This is a genomic window from Rhizobium sp. Root1204 (genome assembly GCF_001424965.1).
Classification (GTDB): Bacteria; Pseudomonadota; Alphaproteobacteria; order Rhizobiales; family Rhizobiaceae; genus Pararhizobium.
In genome coordinates, this window is sequence record NZ_LMCZ01000005.1 from 66275 (window position 1) to 90231 (window position 23957).

Here is a 23957-nt window from a genome sequence, read left to right on the forward strand (position 1 = left end):
TTCAAATAAGAAGTTCATCACCCAAGTGCTCTGAATTCCTGCCTATTCCGTATGGCTGACGTCTGATCCGGCGAGCAGCGAAAGCTGGGCAGCCGTCTTTTGTAAAAGCGCGATGCTTTCGGATATATCAGGGGCGGACGGAGCGTTGACCAGTGCAATATAGGGGCAGGTCAATGCGGCGATGCCGCGCCCGTCCGGCCCGAGGATCGGCGCCGACAGGTTATAGACGCCAGCGGTCTGGGCGCTGGCCATCATCTCGTATCCGCGCTCGCGGATCCGGTCGAGCCGCTCGAAGAAATCATCGGACAAGGGTGGCTCGGTTTGGCTTTTCACATGTTCGGAAATCATCATCTGCCGCTCTTCCTCAGACCGGAATGCGAGCAGAACGTGACCGGAACCTGTGTCGAACAGGCTGATGTGCGAGCCGACGCGGATCGAAATGCCCCAGTAATCCGGAGCTTCCTGCTGGGCGATGACGACAGCAAAGCCACGATCAAAAACGGCAAGATGATTGGCCTGACGGCTGCGCTGGGCAAGGTCGCGCATCAGCGGGGTCGCATAGGATGCCAATCGCCGCACCGGCGCATGCAGCTGCGCCAAGCCGAACAGCTTGAGCGTCAGCGAGTAGCGGTCGCCATCAATCCGCGTCACATAACCGCGCCGGACCAACCGGTCGAGCATACGGTAGAACTCGTTCGGGCTGCGCTCAAGCTTCTTGGAAATCTCAGCCTGCGTCAGGCCGCCATCGACACCGGCCAGTAACTCAAGAATATCGAGACCTTTGTCCAGCGCCGGTGCGCGGTAGCGGTCGGATTCGTCAGTGTCCATCAACATCTCCCCCTGTGAATGAGATACTTCATATACGCATACGAGGCGCACGACAAAGCAAAGTTGTGGCTTGACGCAAGGGTGCATTTGCTGTTTGTATATAAATCAATTCCTCACAAATGAGGAATTCCCGCCATTGGGATGGTGTGGACGTGAGGAGGAGAAATCATGAACAAGCTGCTTTCCGGCGTCTCTGCCGGAGTAATTTTGTTTGCTTGCTCGGTCGCGGCGCAAGCCGCAGACCTGCCCGGCAAATTCGACGGCGTGACGATCGATGCCAAGCTCATCGGTGGCCAGCAATACGAAAAGCTTTATGAGCGCATCGGCGAGTGGGAAAAGGCGACAGGCGCCAAGGTCAATATCCTCTCGAAGAAGAACCATTTCGAACTCGACAAGGAAATCAAGTCAGACATCGCCACCGGTGGCCTCAGCTGGTGCGTCGGTTCAAACCATTCGTCGTTCGCGCCGCAATATCCCGATATCTATACCGACCTGACGCCGCTGATCCCGGCTGAGGAACTTGCAAAATTCGTACCGGCGCTGATTGCCGCCTCGACCCTCGATGGCAAGCTGGTCATGCTGCCACGTGCCCAGTTCGACGTGTCGGCACTCTATTACCAGAAGAGCCTCTATCAGGACGAAGCCAAGAAAACGGCCTTCAAGGCCAAGTACGGCTACGACCTGACCCCGCCGGACACCTGGGCGCAGGTTTCCGACCAGGCCGAATTCTTCTCGTCGCCTCCGACATTCTACGGCACGCAGTTCGCCGGCAAAGAAGAGGCGATCAATGGCCGCTTCTATGAAATGCTGGTGGCCGAAGGCGGTGAATATCTCGACAAGGATGGCCGCCCGGCCTTCAATTCCGACGCTGGCGTCCGCGCACTCGATTGGTTCGTCAAGCTTTACAAGGACAAGGCCGTTCCGGCTGGAACGACCAATTATCTCTGGGACGACCTCGGCCAGGGCTTTGCGTCCGGCTCGATCGCTCTCAATCTCGACTGGCCTGGCTGGGCGAGCTTCTTCAACGATCCGAAATCCTCCAAGGTTGCCGGTAATGTCGGCGTGAAGGTTCAGCCGGCCGGTTCGTCCGGCAAGCGCACCGGCTGGTCGGGTCACCACGGCTTCTCGGTCACGGAATCCTGCGCCAACAAGGAAGCAGCCGCTTCGCTCGTCTGGTGGCTGACCAACGAAGACAGCCAGAAGCTGGAATCGGCGACCGGCCCGCTGCCGACACGCAGCGCCGTCTGGGATTACAACATCAAGGCCGCCGAAGGCGATGCCTACAAGACCGAAGTTCTGCAGGCTTTCCAGGAAGCGGCAAAGCATGCCTTCCCGGTTCCGCAGACAGCCGAATGGATCGAAATCTCCAACTCGGTCTATCCTGAGCTGCAGGCTGCGATCCTTGGCGACAAGACATCGAAGCAGGCTCTCGATAGCGCTGCCGAGAAGGCCACGACCATCCTACAGGATGCCGGCAAGCTTTGATTGAACTGACGCGGCGCCACGGCTTCTGCCGTGGCGCCGCATTTCAATTTCCGGCGCAAATCAAAGGGCGCGACATGAAACTATCCAGATTATCGGCACCAGTGCTGCTGCTGTTTCCAGCGTTCCTGGTTCTTGCGGCTGTTGTCGTCGTGCCGCTGGCGCTCTCCTTCTATTCGAGCTTTACGCCGTTTCGCCTGACCAAGCCGGAATCGCTCTATGTCTTCATCGGCCTGCGCAACTACATCACCGTCATTTCGAGCTGGGATTTCTGGGTCGCCTTCGGCCGCACGGTTCTGTTCCTGACGATTGCGCTCAATGCCGAAATGCTTTTGGGCCTCGGTCTTGCTTTGCTGGTCTCCAAGGCCGTGCGCGGTCAACGGCTGTTGCGCACCCTGATGATGTTTCCGATGATGTTTTCGCCGGTACTCGTCGGCTTCCAGTTCAAATTCCTGTTCAATGACAATATCGGCCTGATCAACAATGCGCTGCAATCGTTGGGGCTGACGGACCAGGCGATCCCGTGGCTGATCAATGGCAATCTGGCTCTGTTTTCGATCACGGTTGCCGAAGTCTGGTCGTCCACCTCGGTCTTTGCCATCCTGATCCTGGCAGGCCTTCTCGCCATGCCGCGCGATCCGATCGAGGCTGCCCACGTCGATGGCTGCACGCCATTGCAGACCTTCCGCTATGTGACCTGGCCCTATCTGATGCCGTTCGCCTTCATCGCCATGACCATCCGCTCGCTCGACGTCGCAAGGGCCTATGACATCGTCAAGATCATGACCGACGGCGGTCCTGCCAAGCGCACCGAGCTCCTGTGGACGCTGGTTGGCCGTACGGCCTATGGCGATGCCCGGATGGGGATGGCCAACGCCATGGCCTATTTCGCCATCGTGCTGTCGATCCTCTTCACCGTCTATTTCTTCCGCAAGCTCGCAGCCGCGCGCCAGCAGATCGGAGCTGAGTGGTAATGGATATCAATTCGTCCCATCGTCTGCGCAAGCGCCTCTATTCGCTCGCCCATATCGTCACCCTGTTCGTGGCGATGCTGATCATCTGCCTGCCCGGTTTCTGGATCATCCTGTCCTCGCTGCGTCCGACCGTGGAGATCATGGCAAAGCCACCGGTCTGGATCCCGCAGGACCTGTCGCTCGATGCTTACCGGTCGATGTTTTCAGGTGCCGGCCAGGGTGGCATTCCGGTCTGGTCCTATTTCCGCAACTCGCTGATTATTTCGATCACATCGACGATCATCGCGCTCGGCATCGGCATGGCCGGTGGCTACGCGTTTGCCCGCTACAAGTTCAAGGGCAAATCGGCGATCTTCCTTGGCTTCATGCTGACCCGCGCTGTGCCCGGTATTGCGCTGTCGCTGCCTTTGTTCATGATCTTTGCCCGCACCGGCATCATCGACACGCATTTTGCGCTCATTCTCACCTATGTCGCGCTGAACGTGCCCTTCACCATCTGGCTGATCGACGGCTTCTTCCGGCAGGTCCCGAAGGATCTGGCCGAAGCTGCCCAGATCGACGGCTGCACCCGTTGGCAGGCTTTCTGGCAGGTGGAATTTCCGCTGGCTGGTCCCGGCATCGCATCAGCCGGCATCTTCGCGTTCCTGATCTCCTGGAACGAATACGCGCTGGCGTCGCAGATCACCCGCTCGGTGAATTCCAAGACGCTGCCGGTCGGCCTGCTCGATTATACCGCCGAATTCACCATCGACTGGCGTGGCATGTGTGCGCTCGCCGTCGTGATGATCATTCCGGCGCTGACACTCACCTTCATCATACAAAAACACCTCGTCTCCGGCCTCACCTTCGGCGCGGTCAAAGGATAATTTCATGGCTCCCGTCAGTCTCAAGAAACTGGTCAAGCGCTACGGCGCGCTGGAAGTGGTGCACGGCATCGACCTGGAAGTGAAGGACCGCGAGTTTATCGCGCTGGTCGGCCCGTCCGGCTGCGGAAAATCGACGACGCTGAGAATGATCGCTGGCCTCGAAGATGTCAGCGGCGGCACGATCGAGATCGGTGATAATGTCGTCAACGACCTGCCGCCGCGTGCGCGCAACATCTCCATGGTGTTCCAGTCCTATGCGCTCTATCCGCATATGACGGTCGGCGAGAACATGGGCTTTTCGCTGAAGATCGCCGGGCGTCCACCGGAAGAAATCAAGGAAAAGGTAGCGGATGCCGCCGCCATCCTCGATCTCACGCATCTGCTCGAACGCCGCCCCTCGCAGCTCTCTGGCGGCCAACGTCAGCGTGTCGCCATGGGCCGGGCGATCGTCCGCCGTCCTGACGTCTTCCTGTTCGACGAGCCGCTGTCCAATCTCGATGCCAAACTGCGCACGCAGGTCCGCACCGAAATCAAGAAGCTGCATGCCCGCATGCAGGCGACGATGATCTACGTGACGCATGACCAAGTCGAGGCGATGACGCTGTCCGACCGTATCGTCATCATGCGCGATGGCCATATCGAGCAGGTCGGCACCCCGGAAGAAGTGTTCAACCGCCCGCTGACCAAGTTTGTTGCCGGTTTCATCGGCTCGCCGCCGATGAACATGGACGACGTGACGGTCGCTGACGGAAAACTGGTCTTCGCCAGCGGCGCCACTTTGCCGATCCCGCCGAAATTCCGCCAGAGCCTGACCTCCGGTCAGAAGCTGACCTTCGGCCTTCGCCCCGACGATTTCTTTCCGGCCGGCCATGGTCTGAACTCCGGTGATGCCGAAGCGGTCGCGGAACTGGAATTGCCGGTTTCGATCACCGAACCACTGGGGAATGAGACACTGGTCTTTGTTGGCTTCAACGGCCGCGATTGGGTATCGCGCATGCTCAATCCGCGCCCCCTGCCCTCCGGCCAGAGCATCAAGATGAGCTTCGATCTCTCGCAAGCGCATCTGTTTGACCTGACCACCGGCAAGAGCCTGGTAGCCTGAGGAATCTGTAATGGCCCGTATTGAAAAAATCGAACTGCGCATGGTCGACCTTCAGCCGAAGGTCAAGCGGACCGACGCGATCCAGAGCTTTGTCAGCCAGGAAACGCCCTTCGTCACCATCACCGATTCCGACGGCGCGGCCGGTACCGGCTACAGCTACACGATCGGCACAGGCGGCTCGTCGGTCATGCGGTTGCTGTCCGACCATCTCGTGCCGCTGCTCATCGGCGCGGATGCCGATTGCATCGAGGCGATCTGGCATAAAATGGAATTTGCTACTCACGCCACGACGATCGGCCCGATCACGGCGCTGGCTATGGCCGCTGTCGATACAGCCCTGTGGGACCTTCGGGCGAAGAAGCAGAACCTGCCACTGTGGAAGCTCGCCGGCGGCGCCCGCGACCGTTGCCCGCTCTACACGACCGAAGGCGGCTGGCTGCATATCGACAAGCAGGATTTGGTCGATGATGCGCTGCAGGCGAAAGCCAAGGGCTTTTCCGGCTCTAAGATCAAGATCGGCCGTCCGCACGGCTCGGAAGATTATGAGCGGCTGTCGGCCGTGCGCGCGGCTGTCGGTCCAGCCTTTGAGATCATGACCGATTGCAATCAGGGCTTTGCGGTCGATGAAGCCATCCGGCGTGCCGGACGCTTGCAGGAACTTGATCTCGCCTGGATCGAGGAACCGCTTCCGGCTGATGATCTCGACGGCCATATCCGGCTGTCGCGCTCGACCACCACGCCGATCGCCGTCGGCGAATCCATGTATTCGATCCGGCATTTCCGCGAGTACATGCAGAAGGGTGCCTGCTCGATCGTCCAGGTCGATGTTGCCCGCATTGGCGGCATCACGCCGTGGCTGAAGGTTGCCCATGCGGCCGAAGCTTTCGACATTCCCGTCTGCCCGCATTTCCTGATGGAACTGCATGTCAGCCTCGTTTGCGCGGTACAGAACGGCAAATATGTCGAGTATATTCCCCAGCTCGATGATCTGACGGACAAGCGCATGGAGATTGTCGACGGCAAGGCGCTGGCGCCATCCGAGCCGGGCATTGGCATTTCCTGGGATTGGGATGCCGTCAAATCGCGCTCGGTTACAGAATTCACCCGCGAATTCCGGGCCTGACGGGAGGCGGTGATGCAGCGCATGAGCATGGTGATCGGGCTGGAACCGACGAAGATCGAAGAATACAAGCGGCTGCACGCGGCCGTCTGGCCGGAAATCCTTGCCCTGATCTCCGAGTGCAACATCACCAACTATTCGATATTCCTGAAGGAGCCGGAAAATCTGTTGTTCGGCTACTGGGAATATACCGGGACAGATTTTGACGCCGATATGGCGAAGATGGCGGCGCATCCGAAAAACCAGGAATGGTGGTCGGTCTGCATGCCCTGCCAGAAGCCGCTTGCCACCCGCAAGGACGGTGAGTGGTGGGCAATGATGGAAGAGGTGTTCCATCATGATTGAGTACTTCGATCCGGCAACGCTGCGGCAATGGTGGCCAAAGCCTGTCGCACCTCACCCCATCGTCATTTTCGGTGCCGGAAGCATTGTCGGCGATGCCCATCTACCCGCCTACAGGAAAGCCGGTTTTCCGGTTGCCGGTCTCTACGATCCCAATGCAGAGAAAGCTCGCGCATTGGCAGAAGCGTGGGGTATCCGCACCTTTGCCCGAGAAGATGACGCGCTCGCAGTCAAAGACGCAATCTTCGATCTCGCAACGCCGCCCGCAACACATGCCGCGATACTGTCGAAATTGCCCGTTGGCGCTGCCGCGCTCATTCAAAAACCGATGGGTTCAGATTTAGAGGCAGCAACGGAAATTCTGGCGATTTGCCGTGCGCGGCAGCTGAAAGCGGCCGTCAATTTCCAGCTGCGCTTCGCGCCAATGATGCTGGCTCTCAAAGATGCCGTCGAACGCGGGTTTATTGGCGAAATCGTCGATTTCGACGCCTGGCTGGCGCTGGCGACACCGTGGGGCTTATGGCCTTTCCTCAAGGGTCTGCCGCGCATCGAGATTGCCATGCACTCCATCCACTACCTGGATTTCATCCGTGGTTTGATTGGCAACCCACTCGGCGTCCACGCCAAGACGATCGGTCATCCGAACCATGATGTTGCCCAGACCCGCACAGCCGCAATCCTTGATTATGGTGACAGGCTGCGCTGCGTTCTCTCCGTCAATCATGACCATGATTTCGGCCGCAAGTTCCAAGCCTGCGAGTTCCGCATTTCTGGTACGAAGGGTGGTGCCTATATCAAACTCGGCGTCAATCTCGATTATCCGCGCGGCGAGCCGGACGAACTCTGGATCCGCCCGGCCGGGGGCGACGAATGGGTTTCCGTGCCGCTGCAAGGTGCATGGTTTCCCGATGCTTTCGCCAATCGCATGGCCAACCTGCAGCGCTTTGCTACCGGCGAAGACGACGTGCTGATCGGCTCCGTCGAGGATGCCTGGCAGACCATGGCGTTGGTCGAAGCCGCCTATCAATCCAGTGCGCAGCCGGCAACGCCGCTGGCGCCCTTACCCGGGACGTAAGCCATGAGCGAACAGACAATCCATTTCGAAGACTATGAGTTGGGCGCTGTCCGGCTGACCACAGGCCGCACGATCACCGAGACCGATTTCGTCGTGCATGCAGGCCATACCGGTGATTTCTTTCCGCATCACATGGATGCCGAATTCGCCAAGACCCTGCCGGGTGGCCAGCGCATCGCCCATGGCACGATGATCTTTTCGATCGGCGTCGGCCTCACCGCGTCGCTGATCAATCCGGTCGCATTTTCCTACGGCTATGATCGGCTGCGGTTTGTCCGTCCGGTCCACATTGGTGATACGATCCGCACGCGCGTGACGATCGCGGCCAAGGATGACGACCCGAAGCGGCCTGCATCCGGCCGCGTCATTGAACGCTGCGAAGTCATCAACCAACGCGACGAAGTCGTGCTCGCCGCCGACCACATTCTGATCGTCGAACGCAAGAAAACCTAAAAGAGGCCAATGACATGACCGCCAATCTGACCGGCAAGAAAGTCCTGATCACTGCTGCAGCGCAAGGCATAGGCCAGGCGTCCGCCCTCGCCTTTGCCAAGGCGGGCGCGATCGTCCATGCCACCGACATCAACGCCGAAGCTCTTGCCGCTCTGGCGAAGCAACCGGGCATCTCCACCCACATTCTCAATGTTCTGGAAGCTGATGCCGTTTCGACATTGATTGCCGAAATCGGCGACATCGATGTACTGTTCAATTGCGCCGGTGTCGTTCACGGCGGCTCTGTTCTGGAGATGAAGGATAGCGACCTTGAGTTCGCCTTCGACCTCAACGTCAAGGCGATGATCCGCACCATCCGCGCCGTGCTTCCGGGCATGCTGGCGCGCGGCGACGGCTCGATCGTCAACATGTCGTCGGTCGCCTCCAGCATCAAGGGCGTGCCCAACCGCTTCGCCTACGGCGTCACCAAGGCTGCCGTGATCGGCCTGACCAAGGCCGTTGCCGCCGATTATGTTGCGCAGGGCATTCGTTGCAATGCCATTTGCCCCGGCACGGTTGAAAGCCCCTCACTGCAGGAGCGCATGCGCTCGCAGGGCGACTATGATACCGCCCGCGCCGCCTTCATCGCCCGCCAGCCGATGGGCCGACTCGGCACACCGGAAGAAATCGCCGACCTCGCAGTCTATCTCGCCGGCGCGACCTACACCACCGGCCAAGCCTATGCCATCGATGGCGGCTGGACGATCTGACGCCTTGAAACAGGAAACACGCTTATGAAACTTCTTCGCTATGGCGCACCCGGCGCCGAAAAGCCGGCAATGCTCGATGCTAACGGCCAGATCCGTGATCTCTCGGGCCACGTCTCCGATATTGGCGGCAAGGATATCGATCCGGCGGCACTTTCGGCACTGGCAAAGCTCGATCCGGTCAGCCTGCCACTGGTCTCTGGCACGCCGCGCATCGGTCCTTGCGTTACCGGTACAGGAAAGTTCATCTGCATCGGCCTCAACTATGCCGACCATGCGGCGGAATCCGGCATGGCAGTTCCGCCGGAACCCGTCGTCTTCATGAAGGCGACGTCGGCTATTGTCGGCCCCAACGATGATCTGCTGATCCCGCGCGGTTCGGAAAAGACCGATTGGGAAGTCGAACTCGGCGTCGTCATCGGCAAGACGGCAAAGTATGTCTCCGAAGCCGACGCCCTCGACTATGTCGCCGGCTATTGCACCGTCCACGACGTTTCCGAACGCGCCTTCCAGATCGAGCGTTCCGGCCAGTGGACCAAGGGTAAATCCTGCGACACGTTCGGCCCGATCGGCCCCTGGCTGGTGACCAAGGACGAGGTCGTCGATCCGCAGGACCTCGGGCTCTGGCTGAAGGTCAACGGTGAGACCGTGCAGAACGGCACGACGAAGACCATGGTCTATGGCGCCGCCTTCCTCGTTTCCTATCTCAGCCAGTTCATGTCGCTGCATCCCGGCGACATCATCTCCACCGGCACGCCGCCCGGCGTTGGTATGGGCATGAAGCCGCCGCGCTACCTGAAGCCTGGTGATGTCGTTGAACTCGGCATCGAGGGTCTGGGAAGCCAGAAGCAAACAACACGGGCAGACATCTGAGGTTTTGGCCGGCGTAGCACCTTGCCACGCCGGCCAATTCGAAATCCCACGACGACAGCCTGCCGCCATATCTTTTCGGAGCAAACCCATGACCCGCATCACCGATCTCCGCGTGTTCGACCTTCGCTTCCCCACCTCGCAAAGCCTTGACGGTTCGGATGCGATGAACCCCGATCCGGATTACTCCGCCGCCTACGTCATTCTCGACACCGACACGGATGGGCTTTCGGGTCACGGCCTGACCTTCACCATCGGCCGCGGCAACGAGATCTGCTGCGCGGCAATCAATGCGATGAAGCACCTGGTCGTCGGGACCGAACTTGCTGACGTCCTCGCTCATCCCGGCAAATACTGGCGGCATCTGACCGGCGACAGCCAGTTGCGCTGGATCGGACCCGACAAGGGCGCCATGCATCTTGCCACCGGCGCCGTCGTAAATGCGGTCTGGGACCTGCTCGCCAAGCAGGCGGGAAAACCTGTCTGGCGTCTCATTGCCGACATGCCGGCCGAAGAGATCGCTGACATCGTCGACTATCGCTATCTGACCGATGTGTTGACCCGCGACGAGGCCGTCGCGATCCTCAAGCGCGCCGAAACCGGCAAGGCAGAGCGCATCGCGACACTCGAGGCCGAAGGTTACGCCTGCTATACGACATCCGCCGGCTGGCTCGGCTATGACGACGAGAAATTGCGCCGCCTTTGCCAGGAAGCGATCGATGCAGGCTTCAACCACGTCAAGATGAAGGTTGGCCGCGATCTTGAGGACGATATCCGCCGCCTGCGCATCGCCCGTGAAGTCATCGGTCCTGATCGTTATCTGATGATTGACGCCAACCAGGTCTGGGAAGTCAATGAGGCCATCGACTGGGTGAACAAGCTGGCATTCGCCAAGCCCTTCTTCATCGAGGAGCCGACCAGCCCCGACGATGTTGCCGGGCATCGCAAGATCCGCGCCGGCATTGGCGCCGTCAAGGTCGCGACCGGCGAGATGTGCCAGAACCGCATCATGTTCAAGCAGTTCATCGCCGAGGGCGCGATCGACATCGTCCAGATCGATTCATGCCGTATGGGCGGATTGAACGAGGTGCTGGCGGTTCTTCTGATTGCAGCCAAATATGACCTGCCGGTCTGGCCGCATGCCGGAGGCGTCGGCCTTTGCGAATATGTCCAGCACCTTTCGATGATCGACTATATCACCGTATCCGGCACCAAGGATGGCCGGGTGATCGAATATGTTGACCACCTGCACGAACATTTTCTGGAGCCCTGCATCATCGAGAATGCAGCCTATATGCCGCCCAAGGCCGCAGGATTCTCGATCGAGATGAAGCCGGCCTCGATTGAGCAGTATCTGTTCAAAGGTTGAGAGGCTGGGGGCGGTTATCCCGCCCCCTCAAACCTTAGCTGCGTTTGCGGATGATGCCGTAAACGATGTGCCGGTTTTCGCCGAATTCCACGCGCGCCTCGACCGAATTACGGTCGGCGCTGGCATTGATGATGTTCCACATTTCCACATCCGAACGCAGCAATAGCGCCCAGTTCATGAAGGTTTCCATATAGCCGTCGTCATCGACGTCGCGCGAGAAATTCGCGAACAGAAACACGCCGTTCGGCTTCAGCATATCCAGGCAGGTCTGCGTCAGCTTGATCGCCACCTTGTCGGCGAGATAGTCATAGAGACCTGCCGCATAGATGAAGTCGAACTTGCCAAGCTTGTGCGATTTCGTCAGCAGGCCGCGAACGGAGCCGTCGATCGCCTCGACGCATGTGCCGTTGAAGTCACGGACCATCGAACCAACACTAAGCGGGTCCTGGTCCAGGGCCACCCAACGCTTGATCCGCTTTTCCCGCAGAGCGACGGAGTTATCGGCCTCGCGAAGATGGCCAGCTGCCACCGTCAGGATTTCGGTCTCTGGACCTTTTTCTGTTGCGATTTCATCCACATAGCGCGTTAGGAGATCGCGCCGTTCGCGCACGGCAACTGGCGAAGGGGACTGGCTGGTATAGCCATAGAGTTCCTTGCCCAGCGGCGACGCCTTGGCGATTTCGTCCGCAACGCTCGGGTGCCCATAGATGAAATCGATCAGCTGCGCATCACCGGAATAGCCACGGGGCTTCACGAAGGACCAGCGCGTGAAGGGATCCTGATGGAAGAAATCCGCGACCGGATGATTCTGAACGATCGGGATCAATTCCTGCCAGACATTGTGATGATATCGGCGGCGCGTTTCGTGAAGTACGCCGATCAGACGATGGATGATCAACGCCGGATTTTGATCCTCCTGGATCTGTTGCTGCGCAATTTTCAGCGCAAGCGCAACCTCTACGCGGCCAGTGGCCAGTTGCTCATAGTGAAGTTCGTTTTGGGAGGAGGATAGTTCAGAGGTTATCGCCGCAGGGGTGATTAGGCTTTCGCCGTCAAAAGCTATCTTGATTTGGGTCACTCGAGCCTCGTGCGTTAATAGATCATTAACATTATGGGGAAAAACGAGTGCAGTGCCAATCGAAATTGCACGTATCCGCATGGCATGGTTAACGCGCTCGCGTATCAGTTGGGTTTACCGCACCGACCCGCTAACCTTCGGCAAATTCAGGAAAACTTAATGTACGTCCAATATTGTGCCGAAAAGTGCTGCCTTTTCTTGCTGGGCTGCCTCGCTGCCCTGCGCGTGCATATGCATCGGGTGGTGGCAGTACCGATAAGGGCAGTTCAAGGGTGGAAGGATGCGACGCAACCCCATGGAACGTGCATGAAGCACACGCTGGCCGATGTAGTGGAGATTGATCTCAATGCTGAGCCGCCGAGACCGGCATCGGCGGAGCTTCGCACACTCTACCGTGAAGAAGGCCAGAGCACGCGGCGCCACGATACCCGGCAGGGAATGTGGATCGCGATTGCGGTCTACCTGCTGTTTTCCATTACCGACATCCTGCTCGTTCCAGACGTTGCCAAATACGTAATCGCATCCCGTTTCGTCATCGGGACGATTGCTTTCTTCCTGCTGGAAGCCGAGGTCCGCTGGAATGCCAGCGCAGATATCATTGATACGACCTGTGCAACCGGCCTTGTCGTTGCCTATGCCGGTTGGCTGTATCCGTCGCTCATGACCGCGGACACCATCAGCATTTCCTACTACATGGTCTTCGGCGCGATCTTCATGATGAGCGTCAATCTGTTCTTCAGCTTCCAGTTCCGCCTTTCTCTGATCGCATCGGCAGTCATTCTTCTTATTTTCCTGGCCGCATTGCAGTCATTTCCGGTGGTAGATCCTTCCTATAAGCTCGCATTCGGCACATTTTGCATCTCCTGCTTCGTCTTCACCTCCTACGTCAACTGGAAGCTGAACAGAGAACGCTACAAGGTCTTCCTGAACGCCCTTGAGGCAAAGGTTCAGCAAAAGGAGGCGTCCGAACGAGGCGATGCCTTACTTAGACTGTCGAATACCGACCCGCTGACCGGACTGGAAAACCGCCGTGCCATCGATCAACGGCTGAGGGACTACTGGAGCGGCTGGCAGAAATACGGCACCAGTTTTGCGGCAATCCTCATCGATGTCGATTTCTTCAAGAAGTACAATGACTGCTATGGCCATCAGGAAGGCGATCGTTGCCTCATCCTGGTTGCCGATGCCCTTGCCGATTCGATCAAGCAGCATAACGGCTCGATCGGGCGCTATGGCGGCGAGGAGTTCATTGTGCTCGCGCGTGTGGAAACGCTGGAGCAGGTTTCAGAACTGGCGGAAAACATCTGCCGGACCGTCGAAAACATGGGTCTGCTGCACCAGCAGCGCCGCGATGGCATGTCGATCGTCACGGTCAGTGTCGGGGCTGCGTTTACGCGAAGCCAGGCCGGCACGAAGCTCGAAAAGATCATCCATGAGGCCGACCGCGCCCTGTACGGTGCCAAAGCGAGCGGCCGCAACTGCGCCAAGCTGTTCGACCCCAATGATCCCCATAGCAGTGATGAAAGCGAAAATATCGCGGCTCTCTTGAAAATTGCCACCAGCCAGAACCTCGTATCGTTGGTCTATCAACCGATCCGCAATGTCTCGTCCGGCCGCGTTGAAGCCGTCGAGGCTCTTATGCGCCTGACGATGCTTGACGGAACCGCGGTTTCTCCCGGCCTGTTTATCCCGATAGCGGAGCGGACGGGGGCCATCCTGAACCTTGGATATTGGGCGATCCGGACAGTCTGCGCCGAACTGCTGATCGACAATCACGTTCGTGTCGTCAGCGTCAACGTGTCGCCTATTCAGCTGAAGACACCGGGTTTTGCCACATCCGTCGCTGCGATCCTTGGCGAGACCGGCGTTGCCGGCGGGCGGCTCGCCTTTGAGATCACCGAAGGTCTCGAAATGGAAATGAATTCGGACATCCTGCGCTGCATCAGTGATTTGAAGATGCTGGGCATTCGAATTTGGCTTGATGATTTCGGCACAGGCTTTGCCGGCCTTTCCTGGCTTCGCCTGATCGATTTCGACACCGTCAAGATCGACCGTTCGTTTCTGCACGACAGCAGCACTCCGAGAGGTAAGGCCATGCTGCAGGATATTATCGGGTTGGTTCGCAATCGGGGACATAAAATTCTGGTCGAAGGCGTCGAAACGGATGAGCAGCTTGAGCTTATGCGCGAATTCCGCATCGACCAGGTCCAGGGGTTTCATGTCGGGCGCCCAGCCCCTCCTGAGGATTTCCATTCGCCACCTCCTATAGACGATCAAGCGCCCCGTCTGCGCAGGCCGGCTTAGACAGCAACGCCACCGCCGACAGTCAAATAACACGACTTTGCCTACCCAGCCTTCCGGTCTCCGGGAGCATTTGCCCGCATCAGCGCCATCAACATCGGACCCAGCGAAAACTCGCCCTTTTCAGCTTTGCCTGTTAGATTCCGAAGATAGCCTCCTGCCGAATTGATCAGGCCACCCCGCTCCAGAATGCACGCCATGACCGCCGCTGCGTTTTCAGGGCCAAGAATTTCGCAAGCCTGCTGATAGGCGCTCGGACTGACGCCGAGCATGGATCTCACGACCACAGCGGCGTTCATGAGATCACGCCAGCTGGAAATGCCCCCGCCCGGCCCGTACATGATGATTTCCGGGCATGCCGTCAGCACCATGTTCAGCGGGAATGCCTTTATCGGCTCGCGCGGCTGTTGCCGATGATTTATTGAATTTTCACCCTGCTTTTTTCTGATAGCAGGTTCAGATTCAGAAATAGAGTCGGGATTTGAATTCTGTATGTGCCGCTCATTCTGTAAGGCATTGCCGCTTATTTTCTGTCTATTAATTCGCATTTCCAGCTGGTTAGCCGTTTCGTCCCTCAATGCCCCAAGTTGCTCCAGCGCCACGGTCAGTTCCACGGCCGTCGGTTTGCGTGGGAGTACTGTCAGGAGGGCTCTGTAATGTACATGGGTGGTCATCCAATCGCCCGGGACGCCCTCTTCCAGAGCAGTCTCAATCAATTTCGATACGTCACGGCTGCAGATGGTCAATCGCTCACGTAGCCGCTGGATATGAAGCCGCTCGGCAACAACCTCGTCAGCGAGACGCTCGATGTCGTCTGCCCGCGCCAGTAGCGGTGCCAGTGAAAAGCCAAAAGCCTCGTCGATCGCCCCTGCCCGGTCACGACGTGCATAGCGCTTGCCATTGGCACTGTCCTTGCGCGACAGAAGTCCCGCCTCGATGAGAACCGCCAGATGCCGGCGCAGTGTTTGCTCGGCCATTCCATGCGCACGCAGCGAGAGCTGCGTGTTGGACGGGAACACGACCAGGCCGTTGTTCGCCGACAGCTCATTCTTCGGGTAAAAGCTCAAAAGAGCATTCATAACGGCCAAAGCACGGTCTGTTACGCCGAGGCGCGATTTTGCCTCGCACAAAGCACGATAGAGTTTCCATTTGTCGGCCGACTTTTCCGGCTCCAATTCCTGGCCTAAAACTTGATTTGCCACCATGGCAAGCGTCATCGGCCGCCGCCCAAAGGGCGTCGTCACACTTCCAACCTGCATTTCTTCACCTTGTAACAGGCAAAAGAAATCTGCTCACCAAAACGATGCCAAAGACTCTTGACTATGATTCGTGAAAATGTGATTCTCTAGCTGCGAAACTTCAGAGAAGGGCTTCCACGACGGAAACGTTTGGGGGCCTTTTTCTTTTGCGGTTCAGTCTCCTGTTCCTGTTGTCTCTTTCGATTGTACGAAATCTGCATAAAGCGCGGAGAGCTTACCTTCGACATAAGCGCCGAAATCAGGCTCTACCGTCTTGTCGAACACGAGTTTCAATGCGTCGCCCGTTTCGGATATTCTCACGGCCTTCCGCTGCGTGCCGGCATTCCAGAAAGCGCTTCGTGCCTTATCCTTGCTCTCTCGCAGCCGGTCGTAGACCGCCTGGAAACGCGCATCGGATGTCAGGTCGCCAAAGCCAGGAGCGAGAAGCGATTCGAGGGCTTTTTCTCTCCGGCTTTTGTCTTCGATCAGATCGGCAAGCTCGGCCCAGCGTGTTCGGCCAAAACCGGGAGCGGCACCGATCGCCTCGATCAGTTCAGCCGGAAGCCGGTTCACAAGCGCGATCATGCGTGAAAGGGCTGCTTTATCGACCCCCAGTGCAGACATGATCACATCGCGGCTGAAGTTTCGTTCCTCCAGGCGTGAAGCAAAGAAAGACCGCTCGATAAATGTCAGGTCTGTGCGGGCGTTGTTTTCCTGCCCCTGGCTGACGACCAGCTGTTCGTCCGTCAGGTCGCGGATAACGGCGCGGATGGGGCCGCCGATAGTCTTGACGGCGGCAAGCCGCCGGTGGCCATAGGCAACTTGAAAGCGCCCTTCCCTCTCTGGATGCGGACGGACAAGAATTGGGACTTGTTGCCCGTGTTCACGAATCTGCGAAATCAGAAGCTCCTGATCCTCGGAACTGACTCCGAGCCGGTCGACAACGAATGAACTGTCCACCACTGAAGTGTCCAGTTCAACGATCGCCTGTCCTTGGGCAAGCTGCTTCTCCAGCGCATCGACGCGCTGCGCCTTCTCATGAACGCCTCCGAGCGACTGGGATATCGCCCCGACGGGGCTTGCGCGTTTCAACGGCTTTTCAAAGCCTGCGAGCGGACGGGAATTTGTGAACGCCGGCTCATTCTCCACGGCCGAGGTCACATCCGATTCGATCAGGTTGAAAACGTTCTTACGGGCCATGAATTACTTCCTTCCCCATGTCCGCTTGATGAGATCCTCTATTTCCGTATTCACGGCAGTGAGGGATTCGAGCGCACGGTCATATGTGCCTCGCGTGAACTGGTTCCTGTCCACTTCGTATAGCGTTTGCTTGGTCAGCCCCGCATCCGAAATGGCCGTCGACTTGACCATCGAATTTTCCAGAACCCGGTTTCCGAAGATGGAGCGCATGAACCCAGACATCTGAGATTGCGGTCCGTCGTTCGGCTCATAACGCGTCACAAGATATCGCATCCAGTCGTAGTCCATCGAGCCACCGGCTTCTTCGACAACCGACAAAAGGTCACCGGTCATATGCAGGAACTGGCTCATCGACATGACATCCAGCATCTGCGGGTGCACAGTAATGAGAACCGCCGTGGCTGCGCAGAGCGCCGATAGCGTCAGGAATCCGAGCTGCGGCGGGCAATCGATCACCACGATGTCATAGGCGCTTTCGATCTCGGCAAGGCATTCCCCAATGCGGGCAAAGAACATGGAGTCTGTCTTGTGCCGGCCGGCAAGAGCCTTGGGTGTTTCATGCTCGAACTCCATCAGTTCCAGATTGCCCGGAATGATGTGGAGATTGGGCGTATAGGTCGCCCGGACTATATCTGTTACGTCCCGCCTCGCACCGTCGTAGCGTATGGCGCCGTACAGCGTCTCGTTCTCTCCGACGTCGAATTCAGGCTGATGACCGAACAGTGCCGATAGTGACGCCTGCGGATCAAGGTCAATCGCGAGAACCCGATAGCCACGCAGAGCAAGAAATTGCGCCAAATGCGCCGACGTGGTGGTTTTGCCGGAGCCACCCTTGAAGTTCATCACCGAGATGACCTGGAGCTTTTCGCCGTCACGGCGATGGCGGACATATTTGCGAGGCCCCTTCCCTCCATCATCAAGAAGATGGCGAAGGTTCTCGATATCCTGAACCGAATATTGACGGCGGCCATTCGCCAGCGGTTCGGGACCATGTCCATCCGCAACGATCTGGCGAAGATAGCCCTGGTGAATACCGATGAAATCGGCGGCTTCGGCAGGCGTGAATTGGCGAATGCTTTTTTGAGCAGTAGGCGGGAATGTTCGCTGCTGGTGTGCCTGCAGCTGGCGCGACAATTCCTCGGCGTCGGACGAGATCAGAGAGCGCAGGCTCTCACCATTTTTATTGCCTGCGATGTTCAACATATTGTCCCCGACTCAATCCGCGCTTATTTTTTAATAAGCGCTCAAAATGCGCTGATCTCATTAGGCCCGATTCTATCCGGCGTGGCAAAGTCTTTTTCGTTAACAGGAGATTAACCAACAGCATCACGACTCGGGACATTTTTCGTTGTACATGTACAACTCGCCGCCACGCGATAGCTGGTTGGCTCGAACCGCGAGTTTCCCCCGGAATATGCACTGGCCTGTCGCCTGCCCTCCCTCTCCTTCAATTGTCCAAAAACCACGATTCCCCGATTGGCCCGCGCCCTCCGGCCGATGGTCCCATAGTCCTCAGCCATGCCCACCAGACGCTGTTGACGGCGGCACTCGGCATACGAATTTGATGGCTCGTTTTCGCCCGGAATATAACCAAAGATGACGGGCCGGGTGTGTTGTACATGTACAACTTCTGCAAAATCGGAAGGAGAGTTTCCCGGCTTCATCCGCCGCTTACTCTACCGCAGAAGGTGACTTTAAATGACAGTGGATAAAACGTCTGACCAGAGACAGTTCGCCATTCCGAATTTCGCGTGCAGGCCATCAAGTAAGGATAGCGCGCCGAATGCTAGTCTTCACGGAACGCCGTCACCCTACGGGAATCGTCCTTTCTGATCCCAGCTGCTAAATGAAGAATCCGGGCTTGTAGCGCCAGAGGTTCATTCGCACTTGTCATCCTGCACATCACAACGCGATCCGCTCGACGCCTTGAAGCGCGGTTGACTTGCAGTCAATCTTGCGACGCCGAAGCCAGTAACACAGTTGGAGCCCATCGGTGGTGAAGTTGGTCGGCCAGCTTCGCACCTTGCTTGCGACAACCGGCAAGCCGCCGGTCCTCCTCCTCCTCGCGCTTCGTCAGGAGATGTCTGCGTCGCAATTCGAGCAAGAGAATCTGCCCCAATCAGACTTGCTCTCCGGGCCTTCCGTGACGTCGCAACAGCCGTTCAAAAGCCAGTAGCTGTCGTCAGGTTGTCCTCAACCGGTCACGGCGGCGCCGATGCTTGCGGGTCATTTCGACAGAGGCCCGGCCGAGTTATTTTTGTACCGGGCGCTCATCGAGCTCAGCCGAGGAAATAAGTCCGGCACGCAACGAGTGGCCGGAGAATTTGAGTGCCCGCTCGCCCTCCGCAAGATCTCCGCGGACACCGGCAGCCAGCGCCGTGCGTTTGACCAGGCGGGCAACTTCCTGATCATTCAACCGGTCAGCACCCACGGCTTTGCCTTGACCGGTTACGCGCCGGAAAAGAGGGCCGTGCGCGATGCGCGACAGGGTCAGCCACGTACCGAGCGCGGCGACCGGGCAGGCGGCGTCAGACGAGCCGCGGCCGATCTCAACTTCACGCCAACCGGTTTTCCCCCGCAAAGTGACAATCAGCCCCTTGTCGAGAATCTCGATCCAGCCACGGCCGTCCTCCGTCTGGTTCTTCCCGACATCCAGCCCGACAATTTCCGAGCGGCGAAGGCCGCCAGCGAAACCGATCAGCAGCATCGCCCGGTCCCGCAACCCGCGGAGCGTTCCCCGGTCGAGCGTCTCAAGCATGGCGCTGATGTCTTCCGGCGTCACCGCTTCCTTCTGCATCGGCGGCCGTGCATTGCTGTTGCGGATGCCAGCCATTACCCCCGCAATATGCTGGTCCTTGCGGTCGAGCGATTGACCGCGCTGGGCGTAATTCCAGGTCAAGGAGGAAAGCCGGCGCTCGATCGTCGAAGCCGAGTTTGGCTTTCTATTCCCACCAACAGTACCGGAGGCACAAGCGGAGAGGTATAGCCCGACATTCTGCGGCTCCGGGGGAACGGAAGAGAGTGACTGGCGCCGGCACCAGGCGGAAAAATGCTTCCAATCACTCGCATAGGCACGCCGCGTATTGGCGGAGCCGGTAGCCTCGACGCCACCGTGGACATGGACGCCAGGACCATCGAGACGGGCAGGACGAGAAGCAGGCCGTTGAGCCGGGGTCTCGTCGATGCGCCCATCGAGAGGAGCGTTGGAGCCAGCCTCGGGAGCGGCAGTCCCGTTTTCGTCAGCGGTCATATCAACACCATCAAGCGAGATCCCACGGATTGACGACCAATAGGCCGACGCCGGTAAAGTCAGCGCCGTTGCGCGTAACGACAACAAGATCATGAACGATCGCAGTGGCTGCGATCAACCCGTCCATGTCACTCCACGGCCGAAGGGCGGCAAGCCGACCCCATTCGACAGCCACCTGATCGGTGACCGGGAGTATCTGCGCCGTATGGTCATGCCGGAGTTTGCGCAACCATTCAGCGAGATGCGCTGCAGTTCTCCGATCCGTCGCCTGCTTCTGGGCGATGCCGCGCATGATTTCGCCAATCGTAACCACGCTGATGTAGATGGCGGCCGAATCCTGCGCGCGCAACCAGGCAACCGCTTCTGGCGCACCGCGGATCGCCTCGGAGATAACGCTCGTATCGACCAGATACATCAGAACACCGGGCTCCGGCTGGGCGACCGTTCGCGGGCCGAAATACTGTCGGCAGAAGAGTCGTCCCATGGTGGTGCTGCAAGAAGATCATCGACAAGCGTCGGTCGCCCAGCTTTCAGTGCATCATAATCTCTGGCCGACAGCACGATTGCAGCCCGCTCGCCACGTAAGGTCACAATCTGCGGACCCTCGAATTTCGCTTTCTGAACCACTTTTGAGAATTGGTTCTTCGCATCCTGTAACTGCCATTCCATGTTCCGCTCCAATCTAGCCTGTCTAGCTAGATACCGGTGTAAAATGCTGAAAACAAGGCGGTTTGAGTCAAAACAATCCGCCGCCCGCTCAATAACCCCCGCATGCTGGGGGAGGGGAGGGCCCGGGGACCGATCGGCGTATTTACGATATGGCTACGGTTGCCGAGAGATAATGATCAGTCGCAAGCAATCGCTCTTGCTTCCGAGAAATTTGAGGCGGTCCAAACCAAACAAACGGCAAACTAATATTATCAGTCGTTTTCGTTTAGAAGGCTCCTGTGCGGTTTTGACATTTACTCTGGTTAAAACCGCCCCTCTCGAATAAGCTTCGCCTATGGATTCGAGATCAGTCCCCACGCTTTCTACAACGATTCCCCTGCCGGTCATACCTGGGTGGGTCAAATCTCGCGGGGAGCCGAATGATGCCGATGTGGCGTTCATGGCGGGAGCGGCCCTGAGTTCATTGGACCAGTTGGTGCGCTCGGAGCCAGCCTGGTCCGGCGCCTGGCGCCAGCGCCTCGGGTTGAGATGTGCGGTTACGGCAGTACGGTTGACGGGGCGGACGGAAGATGAGCCCGCGCTACGTGATGCCGTTTTGTTGCGCGCGCCGGGTGGCGATGCAGGGCCGGCCGGCAATATTTTCCTGGCCTATAAAAGATTGTCGGCGCATAGCACCCAGAATTGTGAACTGGTCGACGAAAAAACATTGCGGGACATCGCCGATCTCCTCGCACTGAAATGGGACGATAGGCTAGCGGAGTTCTCCCAGCTCACCGGCGACTTGGCCCAGGACGGGCGGGCCGCACCTTTTGTCGTGGCTGAACTGGTAACGACGGTATGGCGTCTTCGTCCGGACGCGGAAATTCTTGGCTGGTGGCTGGCGGACTGGGTTTTGGCGAAAAAGCTCAACTGGCAAAGGCCTGTTCCGCTGCTGATGGCGCAGCGCTACGAACCAGCCTTCAGGATGACCGGGGGGAGGGGACGCATAAGGCCCGATGAGGAGGCGTTTGCCCGATCCGTCTGCCTCGCTCTCGTTCAAGGCGCACGTGAGGCGATCCGCCAGGCGGTGGAGATCAACCGCCGTGCCGAGCAATTCCTAGCCGTGGCACCCAAAGTGCGGACCAAGGGCGCAGAAACCGTCCTGCAGCAATTGCTCGATGAGGATGCGCTGTCGGCCTCCGCGACCAACGGCAATCTTTCCCGCTGGGCTAGCCGCCGGTTGTTTGAGCGTCTTGAAATGCTCGGCGGTGTACGGGAACTGTCAGGGCGCTCCACCTTTCGCATTTACGGCTTATGACCATGTCTGGACAGGATATTGCCAAAACCGGAGGGCGCAAACGGAAAGCAGCAGGTCAAGACATCGCACTGTTCGATCGCGAACTGGTATCCCTGTCACCGGCGCTCCGCTGGCGCGAATGGATGAACCGTATAGAAGCGGTGATCTTTGCTTCGGCCACCCCTGTCGATCGTGCGACCCTTGCCCGGATTGTTGGTCAAGAATGCAATATCGACCTGATCATCGACGACATCCGCGAGGAATTGCGCGGCCGGCCGTTTGACTTGGTTTCTGTCGCGGGCGGTTGGCACCACAGGACAAAAGCCGCCTATGCGCCGGCGATCCGGGCAGCAGGTGCGGCCACGCAGCCGATGGCAGGATTCAGCCAGCAAGAGGCGATTATTCTGATTGCGATCGGTTACTATCAGCCAGTGACGCGCGGTGAGTTGTCGGCCATGTTCGGCAAGGAAGTCAGCCGGGACACGATTGCCGGCCTGCGCCAGGCAAAGCTCATCACCTCCGGCCCACGTAGCCCAACGCCGGGTGCACCCTATACCTACGTCACAACACCTGCGTTCCTGTCGACATTCGGTTTCGACACCCTGCGTGATCTGCCGGATATCGAAATGCTCGAGGACAGCGGCTTGCTCAATCGGAAAAGAGTGGCTGATGATGCAGATATGATGGGAACGAAGATCACCGAAGACGATGAGGATGATTAACCTCGCGCCGGCTCTTTCCATCGGGGGCAAAACCGGTTCACAATCGACAACCGGTCGGCGGACGGCCTCATCGCAAACAGCGCCTGCCCGGTGATCGCGAACGAATAATGCAGCACAATTTTGAAAGAGCGCCCGTGAACCCCATTCGTTTTTTGAGTTTGCTGGCGGGTTGTATGGCCCTGATACCAAATATTGCACAGGCAAACTGGCAGGCCGTCGAAAACGTGCAGCCCTATTCCGTTGCCGGCAAGACCGGCGCCGAATTGTACGCCTCCATTGGTGAACGTGGCCCAAAAATCGGAACTGCCGGCCGGGCCATGGCCGTCACCAATTTCAAACTGACCTGGACCCGGAAATATGAGCCGCGTGGCACTGCTTGTGTTCTGGCTGTCGCACGGCCCAAGCTGATCATAACCTATGTCTTGCCAAAACCGGCGGAACGCTTGCCGGCCCCGGTTGCGAAAAGATGGGACACCTTCATTTCGGGGGTACGCCAGCATGAACTTGTGCACGGCGATCTCATCAAGGATATGGTAAAGAAGATTGAAGCCGTTTCCGTGGGTCTTTCAGTCGCCGATGACCCAAAGTGCCAGAAGATCCGCACGGAATTGACCGCTCGTCTTGGTGAACTCTCACGGGCCCAGCGGCAACAGAGCCGGGACTTCGACCGGGCCGAACTCAGCAACGGCGGCAATATCCATCAGCTCGTCCTTGCTCTGGTCAATGGGCAATAGGTAGCCTGCAAAGGCGCCGCAGCCATATTCCTCCGTCGTTTGAAAGCGCGGCACTTCTCAGCCATGCCAGATGACTGCCCCTGTCGAACGCACTCCTCGGCATGCCGTGGCACGTCTTCACAATTCAAGGGCACCGCGGGCCTGGTTATGAATAATTTTCCTTGTTTAGAGCCATTGCACATGAAGGATCATGAAAATGAATTTCATAAAACCAGTGATTTTGCGGATTTCGATTGACGGGTTTGAAAATCTGCCTCAATCT

At 58.2% G+C, this 23957-nt stretch carries 22 protein-coding genes and 1 pseudogene; 15 read left to right on the forward strand and 8 right to left on the reverse strand.

Translation table 11 applies throughout. From position 1 onward, the window contains the following. Positions 1–42 precede the first annotated feature (42 nt). Complete coding sequence (locus tag ASC96_RS06810; RefSeq protein WP_060502292.1) at positions 43–828, reverse strand: IclR family transcriptional regulator; 786 nt, start codon at positions 826–828, stop codon at positions 43–45. Positions 829–996: 168 nt separating this feature from the next. Here ASC96_RS06810 and ASC96_RS06815 point away from each other — a divergent pair, with 168 nt between their 5' ends. From ASC96_RS06815 to ASC96_RS06865, 11 genes are all read left to right on the forward strand, one after another. After that, on the forward strand, positions 997–2313 hold the full coding sequence (locus ASC96_RS06815) for a sugar ABC transporter substrate-binding protein (RefSeq protein WP_060502293.1): 1317 nt from the start codon (positions 997–999) through the stop codon (positions 2311–2313). Between the two features lie 74 nt (positions 2314–2387). Beyond that, on the forward strand, positions 2388–3284 hold the full coding sequence (locus ASC96_RS06820) for a sugar ABC transporter permease (protein ID WP_037110178.1): 897 nt from the start codon (positions 2388–2390) through the stop codon (positions 3282–3284). Beyond that, positions 3284–4150 (forward strand): carbohydrate ABC transporter permease, encoded by an 867-nt coding sequence (locus ASC96_RS06825; RefSeq protein ID WP_037110175.1) that lies wholly within the window; start codon positions 3284–3286, stop codon positions 4148–4150. Before ASC96_RS06820 ends, ASC96_RS06825 begins: the two co-directional genes overlap by 1 nt. A gap of 4 nt (positions 4151–4154) precedes the next feature. Further along, positions 4155–5252, forward strand: a complete 1098-nt coding sequence (gene ugpC, locus ASC96_RS06830) for a sn-glycerol-3-phosphate ABC transporter ATP-binding protein UgpC (RefSeq protein ID WP_060502294.1) — start codon at positions 4155–4157, stop codon at positions 5250–5252. Between the two features lie 10 nt (positions 5253–5262). Continuing rightward, positions 5263–6375: a mandelate racemase/muconate lactonizing enzyme family protein gene (locus ASC96_RS06835; protein WP_060502295.1), complete on the forward strand. Its 1113-nt coding sequence runs from the start codon at positions 5263–5265 to the stop codon at positions 6373–6375. Between the two features lie 12 nt (positions 6376–6387). Further along, a complete protein-coding gene (locus ASC96_RS06840; protein ID WP_060502296.1) occupies positions 6388–6717 on the forward strand; it encodes an L-rhamnose mutarotase in 330 nt (109 codons plus the stop codon). After that, the gene (locus tag ASC96_RS06845; RefSeq protein WP_060502297.1) at positions 6710–7789 is read left to right on the forward strand and encodes a Gfo/Idh/MocA family oxidoreductase; all 1080 of its coding nucleotides are present in this window, start codon (positions 6710–6712) and stop codon (positions 7787–7789) included. The genes ASC96_RS06840 and ASC96_RS06845 overlap by 8 nt, the downstream gene beginning before the upstream one ends. 3 nt (positions 7790–7792) lie before the next feature. Then, positions 7793–8242: a MaoC/PaaZ C-terminal domain-containing protein gene (locus ASC96_RS06850; RefSeq protein ID WP_060502298.1), complete on the forward strand. Its 450-nt coding sequence runs from the start codon at positions 7793–7795 to the stop codon at positions 8240–8242. A gap of 14 nt (positions 8243–8256) precedes the next feature. Further along, entirely contained in the window at positions 8257–8991 is a 735-nt protein-coding gene (locus ASC96_RS06855) for an SDR family oxidoreductase (RefSeq protein WP_060502299.1), read from the forward strand. A 24-nt stretch (positions 8992–9015) separates the two neighbouring features. Beyond that, the gene (locus tag ASC96_RS06860) at positions 9016–9861 is read left to right on the forward strand and encodes a fumarylacetoacetate hydrolase family protein (protein ID WP_060502300.1); all 846 of its coding nucleotides are present in this window, start codon (positions 9016–9018) and stop codon (positions 9859–9861) included. A gap of 88 nt (positions 9862–9949) precedes the next feature. Next, entirely contained in the window at positions 9950–11227 is a 1278-nt protein-coding gene (locus tag ASC96_RS06865; RefSeq protein ID WP_060502301.1) for an L-fuconate dehydratase, read from the forward strand. A gap of 34 nt (positions 11228–11261) precedes the next feature. Here the strand turns inward: ASC96_RS06865 and ASC96_RS06870 are convergent, their stop codons facing one another. After that, the gene (locus tag ASC96_RS06870; RefSeq protein WP_060502302.1) at positions 11262–12305 is read right to left on the reverse strand and encodes a class I SAM-dependent methyltransferase; all 1044 of its coding nucleotides are present in this window, start codon (positions 12303–12305) and stop codon (positions 11262–11264) included. Positions 12306–12611: 306 nt separating this feature from the next. Here ASC96_RS06870 and ASC96_RS06875 point away from each other — a divergent pair, with 306 nt between their 5' ends. After that, positions 12612–14609 carry an EAL domain-containing protein gene (locus tag ASC96_RS06875; RefSeq protein WP_060502303.1) on the forward strand — a complete coding sequence of 666 codons (1998 nt, stop codon included), beginning with the start codon at positions 12612–12614 and terminating at the stop codon, positions 14607–14609. 41 nt (positions 14610–14650) lie between these two features. Here ASC96_RS06875 and repC read toward each other — a convergent pair whose 3' ends face one another. The 6 genes and pseudogenes from repC to ASC96_RS06910 form a co-directional block, all read right to left on the reverse strand. Beyond that, a complete protein-coding gene (repC, locus tag ASC96_RS06880) occupies positions 14651–15865 on the reverse strand; it encodes a plasmid replication protein RepC (protein WP_060502304.1) in 1215 nt (404 codons plus the stop codon). 153 nt (positions 15866–16018) lie between these two features. Next, positions 16019–17044: a plasmid partitioning protein RepB gene (gene repB, locus ASC96_RS06885; protein ID WP_060502305.1), complete on the reverse strand. Its 1026-nt coding sequence runs from the start codon at positions 17042–17044 to the stop codon at positions 16019–16021. 3 nt (positions 17045–17047) lie between these two features. Beyond that, complete coding sequence (gene repA, locus ASC96_RS06890; RefSeq protein ID WP_060502306.1) at positions 17048–18247, reverse strand: plasmid partitioning protein RepA; 1200 nt, start codon at positions 18245–18247, stop codon at positions 17048–17050. 959 nt (positions 18248–19206) lie between these two features. Continuing rightward, positions 19207–20294 (reverse strand): annotated as a pseudogene (locus ASC96_RS06900) (tyrosine-type recombinase/integrase). A gap of 10 nt (positions 20295–20304) precedes the next feature. Continuing rightward, positions 20305–20709 carry a type II toxin-antitoxin system VapC family toxin gene (locus tag ASC96_RS06905; protein ID WP_060502308.1) on the reverse strand — a complete coding sequence of 135 codons (405 nt, stop codon included), beginning with the start codon at positions 20707–20709 and terminating at the stop codon, positions 20305–20307. Continuing rightward, on the reverse strand, positions 20709–20963 hold the full coding sequence (locus tag ASC96_RS06910; protein WP_060502309.1) for a type II toxin-antitoxin system Phd/YefM family antitoxin: 255 nt from the start codon (positions 20961–20963) through the stop codon (positions 20709–20711). Before ASC96_RS06910 ends, ASC96_RS06905 begins: the two co-directional genes overlap by 1 nt. A 334-nt stretch (positions 20964–21297) precedes the next feature. On the opposite strand from ASC96_RS06910, the gene ASC96_RS06915 reads away from it, so the two are divergent. The 3 genes from ASC96_RS06915 (at position 21298) to ASC96_RS06925 (ending at position 23695) form a co-directional block, all read left to right on the forward strand. After that, the gene (locus ASC96_RS06915; protein ID WP_060502310.1) at positions 21298–22260 is read left to right on the forward strand and encodes a DUF1403 family protein; all 963 of its coding nucleotides are present in this window, start codon (positions 21298–21300) and stop codon (positions 22258–22260) included. A gap of 2 nt (positions 22261–22262) precedes the next feature. Then, entirely contained in the window at positions 22263–22961 is a 699-nt protein-coding gene (locus tag ASC96_RS06920) for an SMC-Scp complex subunit ScpB (protein ID WP_112834661.1), read from the forward strand. A gap of 107 nt (positions 22962–23068) precedes the next feature. Further along, entirely contained in the window at positions 23069–23695 is a 627-nt protein-coding gene (locus ASC96_RS06925) for a DUF922 domain-containing protein (protein WP_082511975.1), read from the forward strand. The last annotated feature ends 262 nt before the right edge of the window (positions 23696–23957 follow it).

What these genes read in the sequence shown, in the direction of transcription:
- ASC96_RS06905 (WP_060502308.1), bottom strand. Translation starts at nt 20,709, where the DNA reads ATGTATCTGGTCGATACGAGCGTTATCTCCGAGGCGATCCGCGGTGCG.
- ASC96_RS06825 (WP_037110175.1), top strand. Translation starts at nt 3,284, where the DNA reads ATGGATATCAATTCGTCCCATCGTCTGCGCAAGCGCCTCTATTCGCTC.
- ASC96_RS06875 (WP_060502303.1), top strand. Translation starts at nt 12,612, where the DNA reads ATGAAGCACACGCTGGCCGATGTAGTGGAGATTGATCTCAATGCTGAG.
- ASC96_RS06915 (WP_060502310.1), top strand. Translation starts at nt 21,298, where the DNA reads ATGGATTCGAGATCAGTCCCCACGCTTTCTACAACGATTCCCCTGCCG.
- ASC96_RS06835 (WP_060502295.1), top strand. Translation starts at nt 5,263, where the DNA reads ATGGCCCGTATTGAAAAAATCGAACTGCGCATGGTCGACCTTCAGCCG.
- ASC96_RS06865 (WP_060502301.1), top strand. Translation starts at nt 9,950, where the DNA reads ATGACCCGCATCACCGATCTCCGCGTGTTCGACCTTCGCTTCCCCACC.
- ASC96_RS06910 (WP_060502309.1), bottom strand. Translation starts at nt 20,963, where the DNA reads ATGGAATGGCAGTTACAGGATGCGAAGAACCAATTCTCAAAAGTGGTT.
- ASC96_RS06845 (WP_060502297.1), top strand. Translation starts at nt 6,710, where the DNA reads ATGATTGAGTACTTCGATCCGGCAACGCTGCGGCAATGGTGGCCAAAG.
- repC (WP_060502304.1), bottom strand. Translation starts at nt 15,865, where the DNA reads ATGCAGGTTGGAAGTGTGACGACGCCCTTTGGGCGGCGGCCGATGACG.
- ASC96_RS06850 (WP_060502298.1), top strand. Translation starts at nt 7,793, where the DNA reads ATGAGCGAACAGACAATCCATTTCGAAGACTATGAGTTGGGCGCTGTC.
- ASC96_RS06920 (WP_112834661.1), top strand. Translation starts at nt 22,263, where the DNA reads ATGTCTGGACAGGATATTGCCAAAACCGGAGGGCGCAAACGGAAAGCA.
- ASC96_RS06840 (WP_060502296.1), top strand. Translation starts at nt 6,388, where the DNA reads ATGCAGCGCATGAGCATGGTGATCGGGCTGGAACCGACGAAGATCGAA.
- ugpC (WP_060502294.1), top strand. Translation starts at nt 4,155, where the DNA reads ATGGCTCCCGTCAGTCTCAAGAAACTGGTCAAGCGCTACGGCGCGCTG.
- ASC96_RS06925 (WP_082511975.1), top strand. Translation starts at nt 23,069, where the DNA reads ATGCAGCACAATTTTGAAAGAGCGCCCGTGAACCCCATTCGTTTTTTG.
- repA (WP_060502306.1), bottom strand. Translation starts at nt 18,247, where the DNA reads ATGTTGAACATCGCAGGCAATAAAAATGGTGAGAGCCTGCGCTCTCTG.
- ASC96_RS06860 (WP_060502300.1), top strand. Translation starts at nt 9,016, where the DNA reads ATGAAACTTCTTCGCTATGGCGCACCCGGCGCCGAAAAGCCGGCAATG.
- ASC96_RS06815 (WP_060502293.1), top strand. Translation starts at nt 997, where the DNA reads ATGAACAAGCTGCTTTCCGGCGTCTCTGCCGGAGTAATTTTGTTTGCT.
- ASC96_RS06810 (WP_060502292.1), bottom strand. Translation starts at nt 828, where the DNA reads ATGGACACTGACGAATCCGACCGCTACCGCGCACCGGCGCTGGACAAA.
- ASC96_RS06855 (WP_060502299.1), top strand. Translation starts at nt 8,257, where the DNA reads ATGACCGCCAATCTGACCGGCAAGAAAGTCCTGATCACTGCTGCAGCG.
- repB (WP_060502305.1), bottom strand. Translation starts at nt 17,044, where the DNA reads ATGGCCCGTAAGAACGTTTTCAACCTGATCGAATCGGATGTGACCTCG.
- ASC96_RS06820 (WP_037110178.1), top strand. Translation starts at nt 2,388, where the DNA reads ATGAAACTATCCAGATTATCGGCACCAGTGCTGCTGCTGTTTCCAGCG.